This window comes from Cellulophaga sp. RHA19 (assembly GCF_002813425.1).
Taxonomy (GTDB): Bacteria; Bacteroidota; Bacteroidia; order Flavobacteriales; family Flavobacteriaceae; genus Cellulophaga.
On the sequence record NZ_PHUL01000001.1, the window covers coordinates 3,862,932 to 3,889,571 of the forward strand.

A 26,640-nucleotide genomic window follows, 5' to 3' on the forward strand; every position below is an offset into this window, starting at 1 on the left:
ATTATTAAGCTGATTTACCTGCTTTTCTTCTTAATACTTCTCCAACAAACTTAATACCTTTTCCTTTGTAAGGCTCTGGCTTACGAAAAGCTCTAATTTTAGCCGCTACTTGACCAACTAATTGCTTGTCAAAAGATGTTAATTTTACAATTGGATTCTTTCCTTTCTCAGAAACTGTTTCCACTTTTACCTCTGGAGCTATATCCAAAACTATGTTATGTGAAAAACCTACAGCCAAATCTAATTTTTGTCCTTGGTTGCTAGCTCTATAACCAACACCAACCAATTCTAATTCTTTAGTCCAACCTTTAGAAACTCCTTCTATCATATTAAAAAATAAAGCTCTATACAAACCGTGCTTTGCTTTATCTTGTTTATGCTCAGAATTTCTCTTTACAATGATTGACCCTTCTTCTATTTCTACCGAAACTCCTGAAAACTCTTGAGTTAATTCACCCAATTTACCTTTCATTGTAACTACATTATCGTTAACCTCTACGGTTACACCCTCAGGAATTGTTACTGGATTATTACCTATTCTAGACATTATTCTTATTCTTTATAGATTAATAAACGTAGCATAAAACTTCACCACCAACTTTTTCTAACTTAGCTTGCTTGCTAGTCATAACTCCATGAGAAGTAGAAACTATAGCGATACCTAAACCGTTAAGTACTCTTGGCAAGTCTGAAGAACCAGCATACTTACGTAAACCTGGCTTACTTACTCGTTGTATTTTTTTTATTACAGGCTCTTTAGTTGCTTTATTGTATTTCAAAGCAATTTTGATTGAACCTTGTACTGCGTCTTCAATGACTTTATAACTTAAAATATATCCTTGATCGAACAATATTTTAGTTATCTCTGTTTTTAGATTTGAAGCAGGAATCTCTACCACTCTGTGACCTGCACGACTGGCATTTCTAACTCTTGTTAAATAATCTGCTATAGGATCTGTTACCATTTAAAATAATTTGCGGTGACGGTTTTTAACTTTTAGCTAAACCTGAAACCAATTTATATTGATTGTTTATTTTTACCAACTTGCTTTTTTAACCCCAGGGATTAAACCATTGTTAGCCATTTCTCTAAATGTTACCCTAGAAATTCCAAAAGTTCTCATATAACCCTTTGGTCTTCCAGTTAACTTACATCTGTTATGCATACGAACAGGTGAAGCATTTTTTGGTAATTTTTGTAAAGCTTCATAATCTCCAGCTTCTTTTAAAGCTTTCCTTTTTTCAGCATATTTTGCAACTGTTGCGGCTCTTTTTCTTTCGCGGGCCTTCATTGATTCTTTAGCCATACTAATTCTTTTTAAAAGGTAATCCTAGTTGAGTTAATAATGATTTAGCTTCTTTATCAGTTTCAGCTGTAGTTACAAAAGTAATATCCATACCATTGATTCTATTAATCTTATCAATGTTAATTTCTGGGAATATTATTTGCTCAGTAACACCTAAGTTATAGTTTCCACGACCATCAAAACCTGTAGCTTTAATACCTTGAAAATCTCTAACACGCGGCAAAGCACTTGTAATTAACCTATCTAAAAACTCATACATTCTTTCACCTCTTAACGTAACTTTAGCACCAATTGGCATACCCTTACGTAATTTAAAAGAAGCAACATCCTTTTTAGACATTGTAGAAACTGCTTTCTGACCTGTTATAAGTGTTAACTCATCCATTGCATGGTCAATAAGCTTCTTATCTGCAACTGCAGCACCAACACCTCTACTTAAAACTATTTTAGTAAGTTTTGGCACCTGCATAACGTTCTTATATTCAAACTCCTCTGTAAGAGCAGAAACAATACGTTCTTTATATTCTTGTTTTAATCTTGGAGTGTAAGTCATAATTAAATTACTTCATTAGATTTTTTAGAAAATCTCACTTTCTTACCATCTCTTACTTCATAACCTACCTTTGTTACTTCTCCAGATTTTGGATCAATTAAAGATAAATTTGAAATGTGTAATGGAGCTTCCTTTTTAACGATTCCTCCTTGAGGATTGTTTGCGCTAGGCTTCTCATGTTTAGATACCATATTAGCACCTTCAACAATTGCCTTATTCTTTTCACGGTCAACACTAACAACTTTACCCTCTGTACCTTTATGGTCTCCGGCAATAATTCTTACTGTATCTCCTGTTTTAATTTTTAACTTCATCATTTTTCTGAATATTAAAGTACCTCAGGGGCTAATGAAACAATCTTCATGAATTGCTTATCACGAAGCTCTCTTGCAACAGGTCCAAAAACACGTGTACCTCTCATTTCACCCGTTGGGTTTAATAATACACACGCATTATCATCAAAACGAATGTAAGATCCATCTTGTCTTCTTACTTCTTTTTTAGTTCTTACAACTACTGCAGTAGAAACAGCACCTTTTTTAATACCTCCGTTTGGAGTAGCATCTTTAACAGACACTACTATTTTATCTCCAACTGATGCATATCTTCTTTTGGTACCGCCCAATACACGTATAGTCAAAACTTCTTTTGCCCCTGTATTGTCTGCCACTTTTAGTCTAGATTCTTGCTGTAACATATTATTTAGCTCTTTCTAAAATTTCCACCAATCTCCAACACTTAGTTCTACTCAATGGACGTGTCTCCATTATTTTTACTGTATCACCAATATTGCAATCGTTTGTTTCGTCGTGCGCAACATATTTCTTTGTTTTTAACACGAACTTACCGTACATAGGGTGCTTAACACGCTTAACTTCTGAAACCACAATTGATTTCTCCATTTTGTTGCTAGTTACAACTCCTATTCTCTCTTTTCTTAAATTTCTTTTTTCCATAAAGCAGAACCAATTATTGGTTATCCCTTTTAGTTAATTCAGTTGCTAGTCTAGCCACCGTTCTTCTCGTCTTTCTGATTTGAAGTGGATTCTCCAAAGGCGTAACAGAGTGGGCTAATTTTAAATCCCCATACTGCTTTTTAAACTCAGCTAATTTATTTTTTAAATCTTCAACTGATAATTCTTTTACTTCTGATTGTTTCATGATTCCTTAAATTATAAATTAAGCTGAATAATCTCTAGCAACAATAAATTTAGTCTTTACCGGTAATTTTTGAGCCGCAAGACGTAAAGCCTCTTTAGCTATGTCCATAGGAACACCCGCTATCTCAAACATAATTCTACCTGGTTTCACAACAGCAACAAAATATTCTGGCGCACCTTTACCTTTACCCATACGTACTTCTAATGGCTTTTTAGTAATAGGCTTGTCTGGAAATATTTTTATCCATAACTGTCCTTCTCTCTTCATATATCTAGTAGCAGCAATACGAGCCGCCTCTATCTGACGTGAAGTAATAAACTTAGAATCTAAAGATTTTATACCGAACATACCGTTAGAAAGCTGGTGCCCTCTTTGCGAAAGTCCTTTCATACGGCCTTTCTGCGCTTTACGAAATTTGGTTCTTTTTGGTTGTAACATTTCTCTATCTCTTTAAATAATTACTTTCTACGACGTTGTTTCTTAGGCCCTTCGTTTCTTCCACCTTTGCCTTGCCCTTTAGACATACCAACTAATGGAGAAAGCTCTCTTTTACCATAAACTTCGCCTTTCATAATCCACACCTTAATACCTAATCTTCCATAAGTAGTATGAGCTTCATTTAATGCATAGTCTATATCTGCTCTAAAAGTAGATAACGGAATTCTACCATCTTTGTAAGCTTCAGAACGAGCCATTTCAGCACCGTTCAATCTTCCAGAGATTTGAATTTTTATACCTTCTGCATTCATTCTCATTGCAGCAGCAATTGCCATCTTAATAGCTCTTCTATAAGAAATTCTATTTTCAATTTGACGAGCAACACTAGCAGCTACAAGATTAGCATCTACTTCTGGCCTCTTAATTTCAAATATATTAATCTGAACTTCCTTACTTGTAATTTTCTTAAGCTCTTCTTTTAACTTATCAACTTCCTGACCACCTTTACCGATAATAATACCAGGTCTAGCAGTAGTAATAGTTACAGTTACAAGCTTTAAAGTACGCTCTATAATAACTCTAGAAACACTAGCTTTTGCTAAACGAGCATGAACATACTTACGTATTTTATCATCCTCTGCTAATTTGTCTCCGTAATCATTTCCACCATACCAGTTAGATTCCCAACCTCTTATGATACCTAGACGATTCCCGATTGGATTTGTTTTTTGTCCCATAGTAATGTCTTAGCTTTGAGTTTTATTGTTAGATTCTAAAACCAATGTTACGTGGTTAGAACGTTTTCTAATTCTATGTGCTCTTCCTTGTGGCGCCGGTCTCAACCTTTTTAACATTGCACCACTATCAACTCTTATTTCCTTAACAATAAGATCTGCCTCTTCAATATCTGCATCTTCATTTTTAGACTGCCAGTTAGCAATAGCAGAAAGCAACAACTTCTCTACTCTTCTTGAAGCTTCTTTTTGACTAAACTTTAATATAGCCAAAGCCTTCTCTACCTGTACACCTCTAATTAAATCTGCAACAAGACGCATTTTTCTTGGTGAAGTTGGACAATTGTTCAACTTCGCAAAAGCAATCTTCTTCTTTTCAGCCTTAATTCTTTCGGCCATCTGTTTTTTACGAACTCCCATAGCTTACTTTTTTCCTTTGTTCTTCGCACCCGCATGACCTCTAAAAGATCTAGTTGGTGAAAATTCTCCTAATTTATGCCCTACCATATTCTCTGTTACATAAACAGGAACAAATTGTCTACCGTTGTGTACTGCTATAGTTTGACCAACAAAATCAGGAGTAATCATAGAAGCTCTAGACCAAGTCTTAATAACTGCTTTTTTACCCGACTCAACATTTTGCTGAACTTTCTTATCTAAACTATAATGAACGTAAGGTCCTTTCTTTAGTGAACGTGCCATTTTTTTCTAATTTTATTTCTTTCTACGTTCTAATATATATCTATTTGTATCCTTAGTTTTAGAACGAGTTCTAAATCCTTTAGCAGGTATACCATTTCTTGATCTTGGATGACCACCTGAAGCTCTACCTTCACCACCACCCATTGGGTGATCCACAGGGTTCATTGCTACCGGTCTTGTTCTTGGTCTTCTACCCAACCATCTACTTCTACCTGCTTTACCAGATACTAGTAATTGGTGATCAGAATTTGATACTGCACCTATAGTAGCCATACAACCTGCTAAAACTAACCTAGTCTCACCAGATGGCAACTTAACAGTTACAAATTTTCCATCCTTTGCCATTAATTGAGCAAAAGTACCTGCACTTCTAGCCATTACAGCTCCTTGTCCAGGACGTAGTTCTATACAAGAAATAATTGTTCCCAAAGGAATTGCACTTAACGGTAAAGCATTACCAACTTCCGGAGAAGCTGTTTCACCAGAAGAAATCTTCTGACCTACCTCCAAACCATTTTGAGCAACAATATATCTCTTTTCACCATCAGCATACTCCGCCAATGCAATAAATGCTGTTCTGTTAGGATCGTACTGAATAGACTCAATAGTCGCAACAACACCCTGCTTATCACGCTTAAAATCTATTACACGATACCTTCTTTTATGACCTCCACCTTTTTGGCGCATTGTCATTTTACCCTGACTGTTTCTACCTCCAGACTTTTTTAACGGAGCAAGCAAGCTTTTCTCCGGCTTATCAGTAGTAATCGCGTCAAATCCGTTTACTACTCTAAATCGCTGTCCTGGAGTGATTGGTTTTAATTTTCTAACTGACATGTTTTGTCTTTATAGATTATTATAAAAATCAATTATATCCCCTTCTACCACGTCAATAATAGCTTTTTTATAACTATTAGTTTTTCCGTGCTGCACACCTGTCTTAGTGTGACGTGTTTTACGTTTTGGTCCGTAAATCATTGTTCGAACATTTTTTACCGAAACCCCATAAGCCTGCTCTACAGCATCCTTAATTTGAATTTTATTGGCTTTTAAATCCACAACGAAACCATAACGATTATACAACTCGCTATCAGCGGTCATTTTTTCCGTAATTATTGGCTTAACTATTATACTCATTGCTTTTTTATTTGTTTAAGTTCGATACAATTCCCTCTAATGCACCCTCAAATAACACTACACTAGAAGCATTAAGTATTTTGTAAGTGCTTAATTCTGAGTTAATTACAACTTCGGAACGCTTTAAATTGCGCGATGACAAATATACATTATTATTTGAATCACCCAACACAATTAAAGATTTTTTATTTTCAATACCCAATGACTTAAGAACTTCTTTAAATTCTTTAGTTTTTGGAGCATCAAAATTAAAGTCTTCAACTACTAAAATTGCTTTCTCATTTTGCTTAATACTAAAAGCAGATTTTCTTGCCAAACGCTTAACGTTCTTATTTAATTTCTGCTTATAATCTTTAGGACGCGGGCCAAAAATACGACCACCACCTCTAAAAACCGGAGATTTAATACTACCCGCACGAGCAGTACCTGTTCCCTTTTGTTTCTTTATTTTTCTTGTACTACCAGCAATCTCAGCTCTTTCCTTTGATTTATGGTTTCCTTGCCTCTGATGCGCCAAATACTGCTTTACATCTAAATATACAGCATGGTTATTAGGCTCTATTGCGAATACCGAGTCAGTAAGGTCTACCTTTCTACCCGTATCTTTTCCTTTACTATCTAAAACTGCTACTTTCATTACTTCTGAATAGTTACGTAAGCGTTTTTATGACCAGGAACACAACCTTTTACTACTAAAAGATTTTTTTCTGGAACTACTTTATAAACTCTAAGGTTTTGAACAGTGACTCTTTCACCACCCATTCTACCTGCCATCTTCATACCCTTAAAAACTCTTGCAGGATAAGAAGCTGCACCAATAGAACCCGGAGCTCTTAATCTATTATGCTGACCATGCGTAGCCTGACCAACACCTCCAAAGCCATGTCTTTTAACAACACCTTGAAAACCTTTACCTTTTGACGTACCAACTACATCAACAAATTCACCTTCTTTAAACTGATCAACACTTATAGAGTCACCAAGCTTAAATTCACCATCAAAACCTTGAAATTCAACGACTTTCTTTTTAGGAGAAGTACCTGCCTTTTTAAAATGACCCGATTGAGCCTTATTAGCACGCTTTTCTGCCTTGTCATCGAAACCTAGTTGAAGAGCACTATACCCATCAACCTCCTCAGTTCTGACTTGGGTAACAACACATGGCCCAGCTTCGATTACTGTACATGGAATATTCTTTCCATTTTCATCAAAGATGCTGGTCATGCCAATCTTTCTTCCAATTAACCCAGACATATTTATTAATTATTAATTATTAATTACTTATTTATTACTTAACTTTTTGACAAAAAAACAGGGTCAAAAATAACTCAACCCTGAATTTATTTTTTCCGTCTTTCCTTCGCGAAACGCTTAGGACATGTCATCTACCCCCATCAGAGGCAGACATAGATACTTAAACTTTAATCTCTACTTCTACACCACTTGGCAACTCTAACTTCATTAGAGCGTCAATAGTTTTTGAAGAAGAACTATAAATATCTAATAATCTTTTATAAGAACTTAACTGAAACTGCTCTCTAGATTTTTTATTTACGTGCGGTGAACGCAATACTGTAAATATCTTCTTGTGAGTTGGTAACGGAATTGGTCCAGTTATAACCGCTCCAGTAGTCTTAACAGTCTTAACAATTTTCTCAGCAGATTTATCTACTAAATTGTGATCGTAAGATTTTAATTTTATTCTAATTTTTTGACTCATTTTACTAAATTTAAGCGGTTGCTCCTTTTGCTGCCTTAATTACTTCTTCAGATATGTTAGATGGAGTTTCTGCATAATGAGAAAATTCCATTGTAGACGTTGCTCTACCAGAAGATAATGTTCTTAACGATGTTACATATCCAAACATTTCCGATAAAGGAACTTCACCTTTAACAACCTTAGCACCAGCTCTGTCATCCATACTACTGATAACACCTCTTCTTCTGTTAAGATCACCAACTATATCACCCATATTTTCTTCTGGAGTTAACACCTCCATTTTCATTATAGGCTCCATTATAACAGCTCCAGCAGCTTTACCCGCAGCCTTATAACCCATTTTTGCAGCTAATTCAAAAGATAAAGCATCAGAATCTACAGGGTGGAAAGATCCATCTTTTAATACAACTTTCATTGTATCCATTTCATAACCAGCTAAAGGACCATTTCTCATAGCGACATCAAATCCTTTCTGTACAGCAGGTATAAACTCTTTAGGAATACGCCCACCTTTAATCTCATCAACAAACTGAAGACCTTCACCTTCGAAATCTGAATCCGCAGGACCCATTTCAAATACGATGTCACCAAATTTACCACGACCACCAGATTGCTTCTTATAAGTCTCTCTGTGAGATGCAGTTTTTGTTAATGCTTCTTTATATTCAACTTGAGGCTCACCTTCGTTCACTTCAACTTTAAACTCCCTTCTTAAACGATCCACAATGATATCCAAGTGAAGCTCACCCATTCCAGAAATAATAGTCTGTCCTGAAGCCTCATCTGTTTTCACCTGAAAAGTTGGATCTTCTTCAGCTAATTTAGCCAAAGCCATACCTAACTTATCAACATCTGCTTTAGTTTTTGGCTCAACCGCAATACCAATTACTGGATCAGGAAAGTCCATACTTTCTAAAACAATAGGATGCTTTTCATCAGACATAGTATCACCAGTCTTAATATCTTTAAAACCTACTGCCGCTCCAATATCTCCTGCTTCGATATAATCAATAGCATTTTGCTTATTAGAATGCATTTGGTAAATACGAGATATACGCTCTTTTTTACCAGATCTATTATTCAATATATAAGAACCAGCATCTAAACGACCTGAATATGTTCTAAAGAAAGCCAAACGACCAACAAAAGGATCTGTAGCAATCTTGAATGCTAATGCAGAAAACGGCTCCTTAACATCTGGCTTACGAGTCTCCTCTTCACCTGTATCAGGATTTGTTCCTACAATATCATCCTTATCCACAGGAGAAGGCAAATACCTACAAACAGCATCTAATAAAAACTGAACACCTTTATTCTTAAACGAAGAACCACAAATCATTGGAATAATAGCTCTATCCATAACAGCAGCCCTTAAAGCAGCATGTACTTCATCTTCAGTAATAGAATCCTCATCCTCAAAGAACTTCTCCATTAGGTTTTCATCGTACTCAGCAACAGCTTCAATTAAAGCAGCTCTATACTCGTGTACTTCAGCCTTCATTTCCTCAGGAATCTCAACTACATCAAAAGTAGCCCCAAAGCCCTCATCATGCCACACAATAGCTCTATTCTTTGCTAAATCAACAATACCTTTAAAATCAGCCTCATCACCTATTGGCAATACGATTGGAACCGCATTAGAACCCAACATTGTTTTAACCTGCTTACAAACCATTAAAAAGTTTGATCCCTGACGGTCCATTTTATTAACAAAACCAATACGAGGAACCTTATAGTTATCAGCCAATCTCCAGTTAGTTTCTGATTGAGGCTCAACACCATCAACAGCACTAAATAAGAAAACCAAACCATCAAGAACACGTAAAGATCTATTTACTTCTACAGTAAAATCTACGTGACCCGGAGTATCTATAATATTAAAATGATATCCTTTTGCACCTTCTGTAGGCTGACCGTTTTCCATAGGAAACTGCCAAGTACAAGTAGTTGCAGCAGAAGTAATTGTAATACCTCTTTCCTGCTCTTGCTCCATCCAGTCCATAGTTGCAGCACCATCATGCACTTCACCTATTTTATGACTAACACCCGTATAAAATAAAATACGTTCAGTCGTTGTTGTCTTACCTGCATCAATGTGCGCAGCAATACCAATATTTCTTGTATATCTTAAATCTCTACCCATATCTAGAATCTAAAATGTGAGAATGCTTTATTTGCTTCAGCCATCTTGTGAGTATCAACTCTTTTCTTAACCGCCGCACCTTCTTCTTTAGCCGCAGCTAAAACCTCCGCCGCTAACTTCTGAGCCATTGACTTTTCATTTCTCTTACGAGAATAACTAATCAACCACTTCATAGCAGTAGAAATTTTACGATCTGGTCTAATCTGCATCGGAATCTGAAATGTAGCTCCACCCACTCTACGACTACGTACTTCTACGTGAGGCATAACATTAGATAACGCTTCCTTCCACAACTCTAAAGCTGACTTCTCTTCATCAGTGTTCTTCTCCTCTACAATAGCAATTGCATCATAGAAAACCTTAAAGGCTACAGATTTTTTACCATCCCACATCATCATATTAACGAAACGCGTCACTAATTGATCATTAAATTTTGGATCCGGTAAAAGAGGCCTTTTTTTTGCCTGTTTTTTTCTCATCTCTTCTCTTTGTAAGTGTTAGTTAATTACTTCTTAGGGCGTTTTGCTCCATACTTAGATCTACGCTGAGTTCTCCCAGCAACACCTGCCGTATCTAAAGCACCTCTAACGATGTGGTACCTAACACCTGGTAAATCTTTTACTCTTCCGCCTCTTACTAATACTATCGAGTGCTCTTGTAAATTGTGACCCTCTCCTGGGATGTAAGCATTTACTTCTTTTCCATTTGTCAACCTAACCCTTGCAACTTTACGCATTGCAGAGTTTGGTTTCTTTGGAGTAGTTGTGTAAACACGTGTACAAACCCCTCTTCTTTGAGGACACGAATCCAAAGCAGCCGATTTACTCTTCTTAGTAATTGAGACCCTTCCTTTTCGTACTAATTGTGAAATTGTTGGCATACTATATTTATATGTATATAAATTTTTTCCCTTCTTTTAAGGGCGGCAAATGTAGTAATTATTTATTAAAATTCAAATAGTTAGACACTTATTTTTCTTTTTTCAACAATTAAACAAATTAGAATCTAAAAATAACCAAACTAAAACCACTTAAACATTCACTTAAAAAAGTCAATAATTAACCAATAGATAACGATTGTTAATCTATATATTTTCAAACATTACTTAAAATAATACCTTTATTATTTTTTTAATTAACATTATTTTTTGATTTTTGGGATCGACTAATTCAAATTTCAAAAAAAATGAAAACAAAACAAAAAGGAATCCTAACGCTACTCTTAGCGTTTATTGTGCACTTAACATTTGCACAACAAAAAACGGTTTCTGGTACAGTTACCGACCAAGATGGTATACCATTACCAGGCGTAAACATCCTTGTACAAGGAACAACTACTGGAACTCAAACAGACTTTGATGGCAAATATTCTATTTCAGCATCAAGTGGCCAAGTACTTGTTTTTACCTATCTAGGACAAACTCCTACATCCAAAACAGTTAGTAACCAAAATGTTATTAACGTACAAATGAAAGAGGATGCAGAAGCTCTACAAGAAGTAATTGTTACTGGGCTTGGAATAAGTAAAAAAGAAAAAGCTATCGGTTATGCAGTTCAAAAAGTAACTGGAGAAAGTATTGACAACGCCAAAGAGGTTAATCTTGTAAACTCATTACAAGGTAAAGTGGCTGGTGTACAAATACAAGGTAGTTCATCTACACTTGGTGGATCTTCAAGAATAACTATTAGAGGCTCAAATTCTTTCTTAGGAAACAACCAACCTCTATTTGTAATTGACGGTGTACCTGTAAGTAACCAAAGCTACTCTAACTCTGGACAAGAGAGAGGTTTTGGTGGAGGTAATTACGATTATGGTAACTCTGCCTCAGATATTGATCCTTCAAGTATTAAAACTATGTCTGTATTAAAAGGTGCTGCTGCAACAGCTATATACGGATCTAGAGGTGCTAATGGTGTAATTTTAATTACAACTAAAAATGGATCTGAAAAAAAAGGTCTTGGTGTAACTTTTGATAGTAGTATTACAATTGACGAAGTTAGAAACTTAATTCCTCATCAAAGAATGTACGGTGGCGGATCATCTTACCCTACAGCTAGTGGTTTTAATGAATTTACTCAAGACGGTGTAGCATATTTAGCACCTAACTATGGAAAAGATGGCTCTTGGGGTCCAAAATTTGATTCAAATGTAAATGTAAGACACTGGGATTCATGGGATCCAGGAGCAAGCAATTACAAAGAAACTAGACCTTGGGTTGCTCCAGATAACACATATGAATCATTTTTTAACTCTGGAATTACACTTATGAACAGTGTTTCTTTAAGCGGGGCTAACGACAAAGGTTCTTTTAGACTAGGTTATTCTAACGTTGACCAAACAGGTACCACACCTAATGGTGCATTACAAAGAAATACTGTAAACATTAATACCACCTATAATTTAACTGATAAATTGAAGGCAGGACTAACAATGAGTTACATTAAAACAGATGCACAAAACAGAAACATTACTGGATACAGTAATGGTAACCCATTACAAGGTTTTACTCAATGGTGGCAAACTCAATTAGATGTTAAAAGATTACAAAATCAACAAAATACTACTGAAGGCAACCAATACACTTGGAACCCAAAAGGTATAGTGACAGATGCCTCTGGAAACCTTACCTCATTTGACCCTACTCCAAATTATTTTGATAATCCATCTTGGGTTAGAGATAACTTTATGCAGGAAGATACTAGAAACAGGGTTTTTGGGAATGCAAATTTCAGCTATGCAATTAATGAGAATTTAAGCTTATCTTCTCAATTTGGTACAGATATTTCTCAATTTAGCTTAATAGAAGGAATTCCATTAAGATCTGTAGATCCATCTAAATATTTAGAAACAGAGAGAAAATTTCAAGAAACAAATTTTGAAGTAAGATTAAACTACCAAAAAGATTTCTCTGAAGACTTTACTTTTAGCGGTATATTGGGAGCAAACAGAATGAGACAGTTTACAAAAAGAATTACTGCTGCTACGTCTGGAGGCTTAGTTGTAGATCGTTTTTTTAACGTTAGCAACTCAATTGCTGCAGTAAATACAGATACATTTGAAGCCAACAAAGGAATTAACAGTATATTTGGATCTACTTCTTTCGGATTTAAAGACATGTTATTCTTAGATTTATCTGCAAGAAATGACTGGTCTTCTACACTACCAAAGAAAAACAACAGCTATTTTTATCCTGCTGCATCTATAAGTTTCGCTTTATCTGAATTAGACTTTATTAAAGGAAGTAATGTTGTAAACTTTGTTAAACTAAGAGCTAGTATTGCGCAAGCTGGTAATGATGCTGCTGCATATAGATTATCAGATGTTTACTCTCCACTAACACCTAATTTTGGAAGTTTCCCAATGTACACTGTTCCTAACTCACAACAAAATCCTGATTTAGTTAATGAGTTAACAACTGAAACTGAATTTGGTATTTTAGTTAAGTTATTTAATAGCAGACTAAGCATTGACGCATCTTACTATGACAGACTAACAGAAGATCAAATATTTAACGTACCTACATCTTCTTCTACTGGATACACATCTAAATTACTGAATGCTGGTAGCATGAAAAACTCTGGTTTTGAGTTTCAAATTAGCGGTACTCCAATACAAACAGAAAACTTTAGATGGGATATTGGCTTAAACCTTACTCAACAAAAAAACGAAGTTGTTGAGTTATTAAAAGATGAAAACGGAGAAACATTAGTAGAAAGTATTAATATGGGTGGAACTTGGGCTGCCGATTTAAGAATACAAGAAGGTAAACCTTATATGGCTCTTTATGGTCAGGATTACATCTACGATGATAACGGAAGTAAAGTTGTTGGTGATGATGGGGCTTACCTATTTACAGATGACAGAGTTTATTTAGGCTCTGCAATTGCTGATTGGGTTGGTGGCATAAGTACGTCTTTTACTTATAAAAACTTTACACTATCAGGTTTAATAGATTTCCAAGAAGGAGGAATTATTCACTCTTCTTCTTTACAATGGGCTAAATACTCAGGTATGTCACCAGAAACAGTTGCTTTTAATGGAGAAAGTGACACTAGAGCAAATGGTATGATCTTACCAGGTGTTACATCAACAGGTGCAGAGAATACAACTAGAATTGACCCTCAAACATACTATCAAACTTACTGGAACAGAGCTGCTCCAAATGTTTATGATGCAAGCTTTGTTAAATTTAGAGATCTTAGATTAAGTTACTCTTTACCTGCTAAAATATTAAAAGATCTACCTTTTACAAGTGTTAATCTTAGTGTTTTTGGTAGAAACTTAGCTATCATATCTGCAGATGTACCATACATTGACCCACAAGTTATTACAGGATCTGGAAATGTACAGGGATTAGAGAACGCTCAAGTACCTCCAACTAGATCATTTGGTGTTAATTTATCCGCTAAATTTTAAATTTTAAAAACATGAAAAAAAATAAAATATTTACATTATTACTTTCCGCGACAATGTTATGCGCATGTGATAATGGACTTGAAGAACTAAATATTGACCCTAACAATGCAGTTATTGTTAGTCCTTCGACCTTACTTACTACAGCTGAATATACATTTTACAATAGTTTAGCTGGTACAGGAGTTAATGCTGGCTGGGGTATGCTAATGACCCAACAATGGGCAGAAAATGAATATACTGAAGACAGTAGATACAACCAAACTATTACAGCTTTTGATGGCACGTGGTCTACTATGTATGCATCTGTTTTAAAAGAATTAGCATCCGCTAAGGAATTAGTAGAGTTACAAGATGTGTCAGATAATATAAAAACAAATAAGAAAAACATATTAGATGTTATGTCTTCTCAGGTTTTTACTTTTTTGTCCGACGGATTTGGAGCTGTTCCTTACACAGAAGCTATTAATAGTGAGTTTAATTTACCATCATACGATTCTCAAGAAAATATATACTTAAGCGTATTGGAATCGTTAGAGCAAGCAAGCAATACTTTTGATACAAGTTCACCTTCTTTTTCTTCGGGTGATGTAGTATACGAGGGTAATGTTGAAAACTGGATTAAGTTAACAAATTCATTGATGCTTAAATATGCTATTCGCTTATCTGATATAGATCTAGCAACAGCTACAAAATATGCAACTATTGCTTCTACTAATTTAATATCTAGTAATACAGAGAATGCATTATTTACCTTTGACTCTGCTCCAGACAGATCTAATCCACTATGGAGAAACGTTAACATTAACAACAGAGATGACTATGCTGTTTCTGAATTTTTAGTTACAACATTAACAGATTTAGGAGATCCAAGATTAGATATTTATGCTAAGCCTGCATCTGCAGGAACTATTGTTGGTATGCCTTACGGATTGTTAGATAATGATGCTACAACATTAAAACCAACTACTTCTAGACCAAGTGATTTAGTAAGAGCTGCAATAGCACCACATGTGATTATGTCTTACAGTGAGGTTCAGTTTTTATTAGCTGAAGCATACCAGAGAGGTATTTTAACAGGAGATGCAGAAACTGCATACAATAATGCCGTAACAGCTTCAATGAATTACTGGGGAATTGACGATGCAGCAGCTATATCTGATTATTTAACAAACAATGCATACGACGCAGCTAACTGGAAAGAGTCAATTGGTATTCAAAAATGGATTTCTTTGTATGTTAAAGGTTTTGAAGCTTGGAATGAATGGAGAAGATTAGATTACCCTCAATTGAGTGCACCTACAGCAGCGTTTATTAATACTATTCCTGTACGCATGCCTTACCCTCTATCTGAAACAACGTCAAACTCAGCATCATTAAATGCTGTATCTTCTAATCCTGGAGATATGACAGAAAAAGTATGGTGGGATGTTAATTAATTTTAATTAGCTGAAAATTCATATTTTAACACTTAAACCTGCGGAGATTTCCGCAGGTTTTTTTTTATTAAACTTTAAGAAAAAAAAGAATCTTTTCTATGTTAAAGCTAGCTCTGATTAATTCTTATTAATCTAAAACAACATGCACAAATGTTAATTTTAATAATATTTAACGTACACTGAAAATTAACTAATTTACATTATTAATATCTATTTGATATTTTTATTATTAATTCCACAACGCAATAAGCTTTTTTCTGACAATCTTGTTAAAATAAGTAGAAAATTAGTTTGCTTATTAACAAATATTTTTGATTTTTGATATCGACTAATTCAAATATTTCAAAAATGAAAACAAAACAAAGAGGAATCTTAACGCTACTCTTAGCGTTTATTGTGCACTTAACTTTTGCACAACAAAAAACGATTTCTGGTACGGTTACCGATCAAGATGGTATACCATTACCAGGCGTAAACATCCTTGTAAAAGGAACAACTACAGGTACTCAAACAGATTTTGATGGGAAATACACAATTTCTGCATCTAACGGACAAGTACTTTTATTTACCTATTTAGGTCAAACACCTACTTCTCGTACGGTTGATAACCAAAATATGATTAATGTAAAAATGACTGAGGATGCAGAAGCCTTACAAGAAGTTGTGGTAACAGCTTTGGGCATTTCTAGAGAAAAAAAATCTCTGGGTTACTCTACACAAACAGTTAGCGGTGATGATATCGCAGAAACAAGAAGCTCAAATGCACTTAACGCAATGTCTGGGAAAGTAGCAGGCGTTCAAGTATCTAACAATTCAGGAAGTTTAGGAGGATCAACAAGAATTGTTTTAAGAGGACCTAGTTCTATTACTCAAGAAAACAGACCTTTAATGGTTGTTGATGGCATCCCATTAGATAATTCAAATTATAATAGCAACGCTACTCAGTCAGGTGGTGGCGGACGTGATTTTGGTGATGCTGGTTTTGACATCAATCCAGATGACATTGAGACTATGAATATACTTAAAGGTGGTGCTGCGGCAGCACTTTACGGATCAAGAGCAAGTAACGGTGTTATCTTAATTACTACAAAATCTGGAAAAAAAGGAAAAGCACAGATAACAATAAATTCAGGTGTTACATTTGACAAAGTTAATATTTTACCAAAAGTGCAAAACCTATATGGTGGCGGTGCTGGTGATGCTAGCACTATTGGTCAAGTTGGTTTTGGTACAACTACAATTAATGGTACAGAGTATAGTGTTGTTGATTATGGCACAGATGAATCATGGGGACCTAGATATGAAGGTCAACAAGTTTTACATTGGGATGCTTTTGACCCTGAATTTAGTAATGATTATTTACAAACTAGACCATGGGTGGCTCCTAAAAATGATAAAGATTCATTTTGGAATACTGGGATCACTTATAATAATGGTGTATCCTTTTCACAAGGTACAGAAAAATCTACGGTACGTTTAAGTGCTAATAAAACAAGTACACACGGTATTGTACCTAATTCTGAATTAAATAAAAGCTCTGTTAATTTTAATGCTACAAGTCAATTAACTGAAAAGTTAAAAGTAGATGCTCTTGTAAACTTAACAATAACTGATGGGTTTAACAGACCTGCCTCTGGCTACACTGGTTCTGGTGTGGTTCAACAGATGTATCAGTTTGGACAGACTTCTCTAGATTTTGAACGTTTAAAAAATTATAAGAGAGAAGATGGAACTCAACGTAGTTGGAATAGAGTTTCTGCAGAAGATGGAAGCCCTAGATACTCTGATAATCCTTACTGGACATTATATGAAAATACATCAGAAGATAAACGTACACGTTGGTATGGTAATATAGGTGCAACATATAATTTTACAGATGAGTTATATGTAGTAGCTAAAATATATGCAGATACTTATGACTTTAGAATAAATGATCGTAGAGCAGTTGGATCTCAATCACCAGCATTCTATTCTGAAGCGGATAGAGATTTTCAAGAAGTAAATTACGAGGCTAGACTACACTTTGACAAAAAATTTATGGATGACAAAATTAGTGTCAACTCATTTATAGGTACAAACCGAAGAGATAATGAATTTCATAGATTATCTGCAGCTACATCTGGAGGCTTAGTTGTTCCAGGTTTATATAATATCAGTAATTCATCAGATCCAGCTCAAGCTACAGAATTTGATTCTTACAAAAGAGTCAATAGTGTTTACGGATCTGTTTCTTTAGGTTATGACAACTTTGCTTATTTAACTGTAGTTGGTCGTAGTGATTGGTCTTCAACACTTCCTGAAAATGACAACTCTTTCTTTTACCCAGGTGTAAACGGTAGTATTGTTTTCTCTAATTTAATTAAAGCTGATTGGCTATCATTTGGTAAGATACGTGGTGGTTATGCAGAAGTAGGTAGTGATACTGATCCATATCAATTAGCTACAACATTTGTAGCAGATATTCCTTTTTTAGGAGATGTACCTTTTAGTACAAATGGTGTCAGTCAAAACCCAAATTTACGACCAGAATTAAAGCAAACTTATGAAGTAGGTTTAGAAATGGCATTTTTAAAAAATCGTATTAGTTTTGACCTTACTTATTATAACGAAGAAACTAGTGATTTAATTACTCCAGTAACCGTTGATCCTTCAACAGGTTATAACTCTACATTTACAAATGCAGGTGTATTAAGAAATAGAGGTATTGAAGCTTTAGTTAATATAACTCCTATTCAAACAGAAGATTTTTCTTGGGATTTTACATGGAATTTTTCAAAAAACAACAACGAGTTATTAGAGATAATTGACGGTGTTGAGTCATTGCAAATTGCTTCATTCCCATTTAACTCAGTGTCAATTAATGCAGTTGTAGGGGAATCTTATGGTGTTATTAGAGGTACTAATTTTGTCTTTGACGACCAGGGTAATAAAGTTGTAAATGCTAATGGTAGTTATGCAGAAACTCAAAATGTAGAAAATTTAGGATCTATACTTCCAGATTACAATATGGGTTTCAAGAATACATTAAGGTATAAAAATCTTAGTTTAGGATTTTTAGTTGATGTACAAAAGGGTGGTAAATACAGATCTTTAACAAATATATGGGGTAACTACTCAGGTATTCTTGAACAAACTGCAACTAACAACAAAAGAGAAGTGGGAACCGTTTTAGAAGGCGTAACAGGTACTATCACGTATGACGCTAATGGTGACTATGTTGTTACAAATACCTCTCCTAATACTCAAGTAATATCTGCACAACAAGAAGGTACAGATTATTTCTTTGGAGCAGATGCTGCTAACGTATTTAATGCAGATTATATAAAGTTAAGAGAAGTTAGTTTAAGTTATAAATTACCTTCATCATTATTAAAAAACACAGGTATTACAGCTGTAAACATATCTGCTTTTGGAAGAAACTTAGGTGTTTGGGGACTAGATAATGAAAACTTTGACCCAGAAGTAGCTACTTCTGGAAGTGGAAACATCCAGGGTTCTGAAGGTGGATCACTTCCTTCAACTAAAAGCTATGGATTAAACTTACAATTAAAATTCTAAGAAAATGAAAAATAAACTTATACTATTATTAGCAATTGTATTGGCAATTACTTTTAATTCCTGTGACCAAGATTTAGCAGAAATTAATGAGAATCCAAACAACCCAGAGGTAGTACCCACTAGTAATATTTTTGCTAGTGCTACTAAACAATTTACAGATTTCTCAAGAGACGCATTTAACGAAGGGAGATTAACTCTTCCTTGGGTTCAATACTGGGGACAAACTGCTTATGCTGATGAAGACAGATATTTATATCGTGAATCTTCCGCAGAATCTATATACCGTAACACTTATTTAGTTGCTACAGATTTTAAAGCTATATTGGATCAAAATACAAACGAAGAAACAAGAGGTCTTGCTGCCGCATACGGAGATAATGACAACCAAATTGCCGCTTCTCGTATTATGCTTTCTTATATGTTTTACGAATTAACAAACTTTTTTGGGGATGTTCCTTACTATTCTTATGGTTCAGACAACGCTAGTTTTGAAGGTTTAAACTTAGATTTAACCGCCACTCCTGTTTTTGCTTCTCAAGAAGACATTTATATTGACATTCTTAAAGAATTAAGAGAGTCCGCAGATATGATTAACGAAGGCTCCGTAGTATTTAATAGTGGAGATAATATTTTTGGAGGAGACGCTTCTAAATGGAAAAAATTTGCAAACTCATTGATATTAAGAGTTGCTACAACTATAAAAGGTGTAGATAATGCAACATATGAGTCGGCTTTTGATGCTGCTATCGCAAGTGGTGTTATGACTTCTAACGATGATACTGCTGCACAATCTTACGATACTGCTGATGCAAATTCTTCTCCTTTATGGGGTTCTTTCATAGATAGAACTGATTTTGCTGTTGCCGCACCATTTATAGATTTATTAAAAGGAGAAAGAGGAAATTTCAATCCAGATCCACGTTTATTTAAAATGGCTGTCCCAATTTCAGAAGGAATAGAGGAAGTTAAAAAAGGTACTGCAGTGGTAACAGAAGATTATGATGATTATATAGGTATTCCTTATGCTTTTAGAAACACTAATTTCTTAAGGAACATAGCTTACTCTTACCCTAGCAGTAATGTTTTAAAACCAGATTACAAAGAGGTTTTAATGGAATACGCAGAAGTAGAATTTTTAATTTCGGAACGTAATGGTTGGTCACAAACTAACTATGAAAATGGGGTTACAGCAAGTATGGAAAAATGGGGAGTAGATGCTACAGATATATCTACTTTTGTATCTAGCTTACCTCCAGCTAACCAAGCAAACGTTCTTAATCAAAAATATATAGCTTTGTATATGCAAGCTCACCAAGCTTACACAGAATACAGAAGAACTGGTTTTCCTAATACTTTAATTCAAGCAAATGAAGTAGTTACATTACCACAGATTCAGATTGACGAACAAAATACTGATGAACCTTTAAGTAGTTATACTTTTGAACCTGGACCAGTAGATCCTTCAGTAGATGATTTACCTTTTCGTTTGAGATACCCACAAGTACTTCAAACTTTAAATGGTGAAAATAGAAATACTGCTGCTCAAGGACTTTCAAATGGCGATTTAATTACAAGCAAATTATTCTGGGATGTTAACTAATTTTAATTAGCTAAAAATTCCTAATTTAATATTTAAACCTGCGGAGATTTCCGCAGGTTTTTTTTATACCTTTGCCAAATGGAAAAAACTACCCAAATTTATGGTATTAGAGCAATTATAGAAGCTATAAATGCTAATGAAGCTCTAGATAAAATTTTTGTTCAAAAAGGATTAAAAGGAGATCTTTTTAGAGAACTTGAAAATTTAGCCAGAAAAAAAGGAATTAGTATTTCTTATGTACCTGTTGAAAAACTAAACAGACTAACAAGAAATAACCACCAAGGTGTAGTTGCTAACATATCTCCTATTACGTTTCATAATTTTGAAGAATTGGTAGAAGCTATAATTGAAAAAAAAGAAAACCCTCTTTTTTTACTGCTAGACCAACTGTCTGATGTACGTAACTTTGGTGCAATCATAAGAACTGCAGAATGTACTGGTGTAGATGGTATCATTATTCAGAAAAAAGGTGCTGCTCCTGTAACTGCAGATACCATAAAAACTTCTGCCGGTGCTGCTTTTAAAGTGCCAATTGCAAAAGTTAACCATATTAAAGACGCTGTACATTATCTACAAGCTTCTGGAGTTAAAATTATTGCTGCATCAGAAAAAACAGAAAATACAATTTACGATGTTTCTTTTAAAGAAGCTTCTGCAATAATTATGGGTTCTGAAGATGTAGGTATATCTCCATCAATATTAAAAGCCGCAGACCATACTGCCAAATTACCTTTATTAGGAGAAATAGAATCTTTAAATGTTTCTGTTGCTTGTGGTGTGTTTTTATACGAAGCCGTAAGACAACGTTTAGGATAAAATACTCCTACTACTCTTCTGTTTTCTTTTTAAAGTGATACGTAATATTGATTGGACTTGAACTTGTAGTGTCTAATTCTGGATCATCATCTGGTTTAAATTCTACAAAATTACCATTCTCATCAAAATGACGTAGAAATTCGTCTGCTTCTTCATTGTAGTTATCCTCTTCCCAAGCATACTTTTGGGGTTTAGGAATATCTGCTTTTAAAAAGTATGCAAAAAATAATCCCGTAATAAATCCGCCTAAATGACCTTCCCATGAAACACCTTCTTTTATAGGGAGTATATACCATAGCATACTACCATATACAAATACTACAAGTAAAGAAAGTGCAATTAACCGGTAATGCTTAGCAAAAACACCTTTAAAAAATATAAAACTAGCAAGTAAATAAATAACACCACTTGCACCAATATGGTAAGATGGTCTACCAATTAACCAGGTAATTAAGCCAGACAATAGCGTGCCATAAAAAAGAACTTTAAACGCAACTGGCTTGTAAAAATAAACCAATGCAGCACTTAACACTACTAACGGTAAAGTATTGCTATATAGATGTTTTAATGAGCCGTGTATAAACGGACTAAACAATATACCTTTAAGCCCGCTTAACGTTCTTGGATACACTCCAAAATTGTTAAAATTTATTTTAAACTGTAGCTCTACCCAATAGACTGTCCAAATACTTAATACAGCTATTATTGGCACTAATAGCACTGAATTAGAAAATTTAAAGTAATTATTGTCTGTCATTAACACTAATTTACTACAATAACGCAATGATTTAGCCAAAAAATATAAATCTGCTAAATTGTCATTTAGATTCTTTTTATTTTTGTGGTATGAATGAGCCTTTAGCAGAAAGAGTAAGACCTAAAACATTATCTGAATATGTGAGTCAGACCCATTTAGTTGGAGATAATGGCACACTAACGCACCAAATTAAAAGAGGTATTTTACCTTCTTTAATTCTTTGGGGACCTCCTGGTACTGGTAAAACAACATTAGCCAATATTATTGCTAATGAAATAGATAGGCCATTTTATACTTTAAGTGCTATTAGCAGCGGAGTTAAAGATGTTAGAGAGGTTATAGAAAAAGCAAAAAAAGGCGGTGGTTTATTCACTACAAAAAATCCTATTTTATTTATTGATGAAATTCATAGGTTTAGTAAATCCCAGCAAGATTCATTACTAGCTGCTGTAGAGAAAGGTTGGGTTACATTAATTGGAGCCACTACAGAGAATCCTAGTTTTGAGGTAATTCCTGCCCTTTTAAGTAGATGCCAAGTTTATATTTTAAAACCTTTTGATAAGCACGATTTAGTTGCTTTGTTAGAGCGAGCAGTAAGACAAGACACTCAGCTACAAAAGAAAAACATAGAGCTAAAAGAAACCGAGGCTCTACTTAGACTATCTGGTGGAGATGGCAGAAAATTATTAAATATTTTTGAACTAGTCATAAACTCAGAAAACACAGAAGATGTTATAATTACTGATGAATTAGTACTTAGCAAAGTGCAAAAAAATACTGTTTTATACGACAAAACAGGTGAGCAACACTATGATATTGTATCTGCTTTTATAAAATCTATTCGTGGTAGTGACCCAAATGGTGCTGTGTATTGGTTGGCACGTATGATTGAAGGTGGTGAGGATGTAAAATTTATTGCTCGTAGAATGCTTATTGCTGCATCTGAAGATATAGGCAATGCCAACCCAACTGCTTTAGTAATGGCAAATACTACTTTCCAAGCTGTTAGCACTATTGGCTACCCAGAGGCAAGAATAATTCTAAGTCAATGTGCAATTTACCTAGCTACGTCTGCAAAAAGCAATGCTAGCTATGCCGCTATAGGCAAAGCACAACAAGTTGTTAAACAAACTGGAGATTTATCTGTACCGCTTGCTTTACGTAATGCTCCTACTAAGCTTATGAAAGATATTGGATACGGTAAAGACTACCAATATGCTCACAATTATGAAAATAACTTTGTAGCAGCAGAGTTTTTACCAGATGAATTATCTGGTTCATCTTTTTATATTCCTGGTAATAACAACAGAGAAAGAACTATTAAAGAATTCTTAAAAAATAGATGGAAAGATAAATACGAACTTTAGAATTAAAATTTAATATTTAATTCTTTAGATTGTAATTTATCTCCTTGATAATACTCAAAAAACCATTTACCGTTTTTAGATACTATCATTCCGTTGATATCATTATTAATAGCTAAAAATACACTTGGCACAGTAGTTTTGTACATTTTGTATTCAATTTTTGGTGTACTGTCTACCAATTGATACCCATTTGGTATTTGCTGCGCATACAAAACACCTTCTAACACTGTTTCCTCTGCTTTAGCTGCAGCTATAACTTTTTTATCAACCGGAGCCGCCGCTACTGCTTTTTCTTCAACCTTTTTTACATCATCCTTGTAACTAACAATCAAAGTTTGGTTATTATGTTTTTCTTCTTCTTTAGGAGTGTAACTATAACTTATAGTATTAAAAGATTTAAAAGCCTCCCTTATTGCTTGGCTGTATGCTTTTTGATATTCTTTTTCTTTGCTTTTTTCTACTGAAGTTGCAAAAACTTGATCTGAATTACAGTCCTTTAAAAGCAAACCTGCTTTTGTAGTAAACATATTAGACTCATCTTTTAAATCAACTACTAAACCTAAACACCTATTAGACTTTAAATCCTGTGGTAAATCATCATCATAAACAACAGTATATCCTTTTTTATCAAACAAAAACTTAATTAAAGCACTTGTTCTATATTGATCTGCCTCTTTAAAAGCATTGAATTTTTTAGGTACAATTATATACTTATATTCATTAAAATTTTGTGCTGATAAAAAAAATGAACACATAAAAATTGCTCCAAAAAGTAACTGTTTCATAGGACTAACTTAAATTTAGCGCCAAGATATAACATTAATTCCTAACTGAAAAGATGCGTATTGTGAAGCTGCTAAATTTTTGTAACCAACTAAATTATCTGCCATTGCATATAAATTTACAGGGCCTAGATTTAAATTTGCTCCAAAACCAATATTTGTTGCTGAATATTTATCAATTGTATAAGTAGTTTTTAAGCTAAGTGTTTTTCCAAAATTTCTTTGATAAAATCCTGTTACTGCTACTTGTGGTCCGCGTGGTCTGTTAATTACATACAATTGTCCGCCAACAGCGTTAGGGTAACCTAAACTACCTCTACTACCACCAGCTTTACAGTCACAATCTTGCATACTTCTATTCTGTTCTCCAAAATTATAACGTATGGAACCGTAAAGTTTGGTTGGCCTAAAACTTATATATGAATCCTGATTCTCTTCATAAGGAATTAAACCATCCACCTCATCTACCAATTCTTGCCAAAAATCTCTACCTGTACCTATTAAGTCTTCAGGTAAAATTACCTCTACACCTTCTACGGTTGCTTGCCCTTTTAAAGTGTAATTTCTAACATCTGTAGAGTGCATTATAAATCCTAGATCTAAAATACTAGCAGTTACTGTTGTATTTCTGTTTAGTTGGTATGTAAAACCTAAATCTACACCCACTCCTAAATCGCCTCCTAACAGGCCTCTTTTAGTTAAAACACTACCAACACCTGTACCGTCATCATTAGCATCTTTTATACTATTTAAACCAGATGTTTGCAGCTGCATATCTGCTACCAATGTAGAAGCTAACAAGTTATTTTCTCCTGGCGTTGTCACAAAATACCCTTTATTTTTTGTTGACTTAAATGAAAAAATACTAGAGTACAATTTACCTCTTACACCAACTATTAGCCTATTATCTATACGTTTATTTATACCAAAATGGAAAACGTTTACCATTTCCCCTCTTGTTTTTAGATGAGACAAATCAAACCTTTGGTTAAGTCTGTCTGCATTACCCTCAAAACCTAAAATAGCATAATCTTTAAACCAATAACCTATAGCATCACCTTCATTGTAAATACCAAAAGAGTAAAAATTGTCTGGATTTTTTTTACTTCTAAATCCTACATTTAGTATTTCTACTTGGTATGTACCACTAAGATCGTCTGTTGGTTTCATACCATACAAGGCACGTTCTCTAATTTTATCGTTAATATCTAAACCATCATTTGCAAAAAAATCGTTTACAGATGCTCCACTAGAACCTGCCTGAAAAGATATACCAGACAATAAAGGAACGCCAACATACATATTTAAACCTGTTTCTATACCAGGATTTAAAAGCATTGCTTGTGGCACTTCTTTAAAATCGTACATTATTTGTTTATTCTGCGCAAAGCCATAAAAAGTGCACGCAAAAAATAGTAACATTACATACCTATTTATCATCTTACACCTATTTTTAATTTAGCACTAGACCTAAATATTAATTTTGGATTTGCGTTACTAGACACAGTGGTATTATCTCCTAAATTTTGAGCAGATAAACGCAATGCAGATGTATTTCTTATAATATCTAAAGATTTACCAGTACCGCCATATAAAACATCTAAATCTGTAGTTGTAGTAGATTCTGCTCCTATATTTAAAACAGTAGTATCTAATACATTACCACCATCATCAATAAGTTCTATAACTACGCTAACAGGTTTGCTAGTAGTGTTTTCTAATTGATAGGTAATTGTACTCTCTATTACATTATCTGAAATGTAATCTTCACTAAAAGCATCAAAATTAAAATCATTAGTGTAAAATGATGAAGGGTTAGAGTTTATAAGATCCTCTGTTGTTTCAAAATAAAATATACTTGCTTCTACAGTGGGTTCTATTACAATATCATCTGTTTGGCTAAAATCTTGCTCATCTATGCAAGATACCAACGATAAACATAAAAATAGAACACTAAATAAATAGTGGGGACTTTTCATTTTATAGTATTTGTGTAATTAATGGTAAAAATAT

General features: G+C 34.3%; 30 protein-coding genes. 6 read left to right on the forward strand and 24 right to left on the reverse strand.

The window, feature by feature from the left end; genetic code table 11:
• Positions 1–4: 4 nt before the first annotated feature.
• From rplF to rpsL, 20 genes are all read right to left on the reverse strand, one after another.
• Positions 5–547, reverse strand: a complete 543-nt coding sequence (rplF, locus tag AX016_RS16820; RefSeq protein ID WP_100896721.1) for a 50S ribosomal protein L6 — start codon at positions 545–547, stop codon at positions 5–7.
• A 19-nt stretch (positions 548–566) separates the two neighbouring features.
• Positions 567–965, reverse strand: coding sequence for a 30S ribosomal protein S8 (rpsH, locus tag AX016_RS16825; protein ID WP_100896722.1), 399 nt, complete (start codon positions 963–965; stop codon positions 567–569).
• A gap of 72 nt (positions 966–1,037) precedes the next feature.
• Entirely contained in the window at positions 1,038–1,307 is a 270-nt protein-coding gene (gene rpsN / locus AX016_RS16830; RefSeq protein WP_013621725.1) for a 30S ribosomal protein S14, read from the reverse strand.
• Position 1,308: 1 nt separating this feature from the next.
• Complete coding sequence (rplE, locus tag AX016_RS16835) at positions 1,309–1,860, reverse strand: 50S ribosomal protein L5 (RefSeq protein ID WP_100896723.1); 552 nt, start codon at positions 1,858–1,860, stop codon at positions 1,309–1,311.
• A gap of 2 nt (positions 1,861–1,862) precedes the next feature.
• Positions 1,863–2,177 carry a 50S ribosomal protein L24 gene (gene rplX / locus AX016_RS16840; protein ID WP_198519455.1) on the reverse strand — a complete coding sequence of 105 codons (315 nt, stop codon included), beginning with the start codon at positions 2,175–2,177 and terminating at the stop codon, positions 1,863–1,865.
• 11 nt (positions 2,178–2,188) lie between these two features.
• Entirely contained in the window at positions 2,189–2,557 is a 369-nt protein-coding gene (gene rplN, locus AX016_RS16845; protein ID WP_034642780.1) for a 50S ribosomal protein L14, read from the reverse strand.
• A gap of 1 nt (position 2,558) precedes the next feature.
• Entirely contained in the window at positions 2,559–2,816 is a 258-nt protein-coding gene (gene rpsQ / locus AX016_RS16850; RefSeq protein WP_072303188.1) for a 30S ribosomal protein S17, read from the reverse strand.
• Between the two features lie 13 nt (positions 2,817–2,829).
• A complete protein-coding gene (gene rpmC / locus AX016_RS16855; protein WP_100896725.1) occupies positions 2,830–3,021 on the reverse strand; it encodes a 50S ribosomal protein L29 in 192 nt (63 codons plus the stop codon).
• Between the two features lie 18 nt (positions 3,022–3,039).
• Positions 3,040–3,459, reverse strand: coding sequence for a 50S ribosomal protein L16 (rplP, locus tag AX016_RS16860; protein ID WP_013621719.1), 420 nt, complete (start codon positions 3,457–3,459; stop codon positions 3,040–3,042).
• Positions 3,460–3,479: 20 nt separating this feature from the next.
• Positions 3,480–4,196, reverse strand: a complete 717-nt coding sequence (gene rpsC, locus AX016_RS16865) for a 30S ribosomal protein S3 (RefSeq protein WP_013621718.1) — start codon at positions 4,194–4,196, stop codon at positions 3,480–3,482.
• Positions 4,197–4,205: 9 nt separating this feature from the next.
• Positions 4,206–4,613, reverse strand: a complete 408-nt coding sequence (gene rplV, locus AX016_RS16870; protein ID WP_013621717.1) for a 50S ribosomal protein L22 — start codon at positions 4,611–4,613, stop codon at positions 4,206–4,208.
• Positions 4,614–4,616: 3 nt separating this feature from the next.
• Positions 4,617–4,895 (reverse strand): 30S ribosomal protein S19, encoded by a 279-nt coding sequence (gene rpsS / locus AX016_RS16875; protein ID WP_072303192.1) that lies wholly within the window; start codon positions 4,893–4,895, stop codon positions 4,617–4,619.
• A 12-nt stretch (positions 4,896–4,907) separates the two neighbouring features.
• Positions 4,908–5,732, reverse strand: a complete 825-nt coding sequence (rplB, locus tag AX016_RS16880; protein ID WP_100896726.1) for a 50S ribosomal protein L2 — start codon at positions 5,730–5,732, stop codon at positions 4,908–4,910.
• Between the two features lie 9 nt (positions 5,733–5,741).
• Positions 5,742–6,032, reverse strand: a complete 291-nt coding sequence (gene rplW, locus AX016_RS16885) for a 50S ribosomal protein L23 (protein ID WP_100896727.1) — start codon at positions 6,030–6,032, stop codon at positions 5,742–5,744.
• Between the two features lie 7 nt (positions 6,033–6,039).
• A complete protein-coding gene (gene rplD, locus AX016_RS16890) occupies positions 6,040–6,669 on the reverse strand; it encodes a 50S ribosomal protein L4 (RefSeq protein ID WP_100896728.1) in 630 nt (209 codons plus the stop codon).
• Complete coding sequence (rplC, locus tag AX016_RS16895; RefSeq protein ID WP_100896729.1) at positions 6,669–7,286, reverse strand: 50S ribosomal protein L3; 618 nt, start codon at positions 7,284–7,286, stop codon at positions 6,669–6,671. The genes rplD and rplC overlap by 1 nt, the downstream gene beginning before the upstream one ends.
• 160 nt (positions 7,287–7,446) lie before the next feature.
• On the reverse strand, positions 7,447–7,752 hold the full coding sequence (rpsJ, locus tag AX016_RS16900) for a 30S ribosomal protein S10 (protein WP_013621711.1): 306 nt from the start codon (positions 7,750–7,752) through the stop codon (positions 7,447–7,449).
• A gap of 10 nt (positions 7,753–7,762) precedes the next feature.
• Complete coding sequence (gene fusA / locus AX016_RS16905) at positions 7,763–9,895, reverse strand: elongation factor G (RefSeq protein WP_100896730.1); 2,133 nt, start codon at positions 9,893–9,895, stop codon at positions 7,763–7,765.
• 2 nt (positions 9,896–9,897) lie between these two features.
• Positions 9,898–10,374, reverse strand: a complete 477-nt coding sequence (rpsG, locus tag AX016_RS16910) for a 30S ribosomal protein S7 (RefSeq protein ID WP_072303198.1) — start codon at positions 10,372–10,374, stop codon at positions 9,898–9,900.
• A 26-nt stretch (positions 10,375–10,400) separates the two neighbouring features.
• Positions 10,401–10,775: a 30S ribosomal protein S12 gene (gene rpsL / locus AX016_RS16915; RefSeq protein ID WP_013621708.1), complete on the reverse strand. Its 375-nt coding sequence runs from the start codon at positions 10,773–10,775 to the stop codon at positions 10,401–10,403.
• A gap of 305 nt (positions 10,776–11,080) precedes the next feature.
• Between rpsL and AX016_RS16920 the strand changes: the two genes are divergently transcribed.
• From AX016_RS16920 to rlmB, 5 genes are all read left to right on the forward strand, one after another.
• Positions 11,081–14,311, forward strand: coding sequence for a SusC/RagA family TonB-linked outer membrane protein (locus tag AX016_RS16920; RefSeq protein ID WP_100896731.1), 3,231 nt, complete (start codon positions 11,081–11,083; stop codon positions 14,309–14,311).
• 11 nt (positions 14,312–14,322) lie between these two features.
• Positions 14,323–15,747, forward strand: coding sequence for a SusD/RagB family nutrient-binding outer membrane lipoprotein (locus AX016_RS16925; RefSeq protein ID WP_100896732.1), 1,425 nt, complete (start codon positions 14,323–14,325; stop codon positions 15,745–15,747).
• A 348-nt stretch (positions 15,748–16,095) separates the two neighbouring features.
• Positions 16,096–19,305, forward strand: a complete 3,210-nt coding sequence (locus AX016_RS16930; RefSeq protein WP_100896733.1) for a SusC/RagA family TonB-linked outer membrane protein — start codon at positions 16,096–16,098, stop codon at positions 19,303–19,305.
• A gap of 4 nt (positions 19,306–19,309) precedes the next feature.
• Positions 19,310–20,905, forward strand: a complete 1,596-nt coding sequence (locus AX016_RS16935; protein ID WP_100896734.1) for a SusD/RagB family nutrient-binding outer membrane lipoprotein — start codon at positions 19,310–19,312, stop codon at positions 20,903–20,905.
• Positions 20,906–20,983: 78 nt separating this feature from the next.
• On the forward strand, positions 20,984–21,721 hold the full coding sequence (gene rlmB, locus AX016_RS16940) for a 23S rRNA (guanosine(2251)-2'-O)-methyltransferase RlmB (RefSeq protein ID WP_100896735.1): 738 nt from the start codon (positions 20,984–20,986) through the stop codon (positions 21,719–21,721).
• A gap of 10 nt (positions 21,722–21,731) precedes the next feature.
• Here rlmB and AX016_RS16945 read toward each other — a convergent pair whose 3' ends face one another.
• Positions 21,732–22,478: a rhomboid family intramembrane serine protease gene (locus tag AX016_RS16945; protein ID WP_100896736.1), complete on the reverse strand. Its 747-nt coding sequence runs from the start codon at positions 22,476–22,478 to the stop codon at positions 21,732–21,734.
• Positions 22,479–22,567: 89 nt separating this feature from the next.
• On the opposite strand from AX016_RS16945, the gene AX016_RS16950 reads away from it, so the two are divergent.
• The gene (locus tag AX016_RS16950; RefSeq protein WP_100896737.1) at positions 22,568–23,845 is read left to right on the forward strand and encodes a replication-associated recombination protein A; all 1,278 of its coding nucleotides are present in this window, start codon (positions 22,568–22,570) and stop codon (positions 23,843–23,845) included.
• A 2-nt stretch (positions 23,846–23,847) separates the two neighbouring features.
• Here AX016_RS16950 and AX016_RS16955 read toward each other — a convergent pair whose 3' ends face one another.
• From AX016_RS16955 to AX016_RS16965, 3 genes are read right to left on the reverse strand one after another with little or no spacing between them, the layout of a single operon-like run.
• Complete coding sequence (locus AX016_RS16955) at positions 23,848–24,630, reverse strand: hypothetical protein (protein WP_100896738.1); 783 nt, start codon at positions 24,628–24,630, stop codon at positions 23,848–23,850.
• Positions 24,631–24,645: 15 nt separating this feature from the next.
• Positions 24,646–26,067: a DUF5723 family protein gene (locus tag AX016_RS16960; RefSeq protein ID WP_100896739.1), complete on the reverse strand. Its 1,422-nt coding sequence runs from the start codon at positions 26,065–26,067 to the stop codon at positions 24,646–24,648.
• On the reverse strand, positions 26,064–26,606 hold the full coding sequence (locus AX016_RS16965) for a hypothetical protein (RefSeq protein WP_100896740.1): 543 nt from the start codon (positions 26,604–26,606) through the stop codon (positions 26,064–26,066). Before AX016_RS16965 ends, AX016_RS16960 begins: the two co-directional genes overlap by 4 nt.
• Between the last annotated feature and the right edge of the window lie 34 nt (positions 26,607–26,640).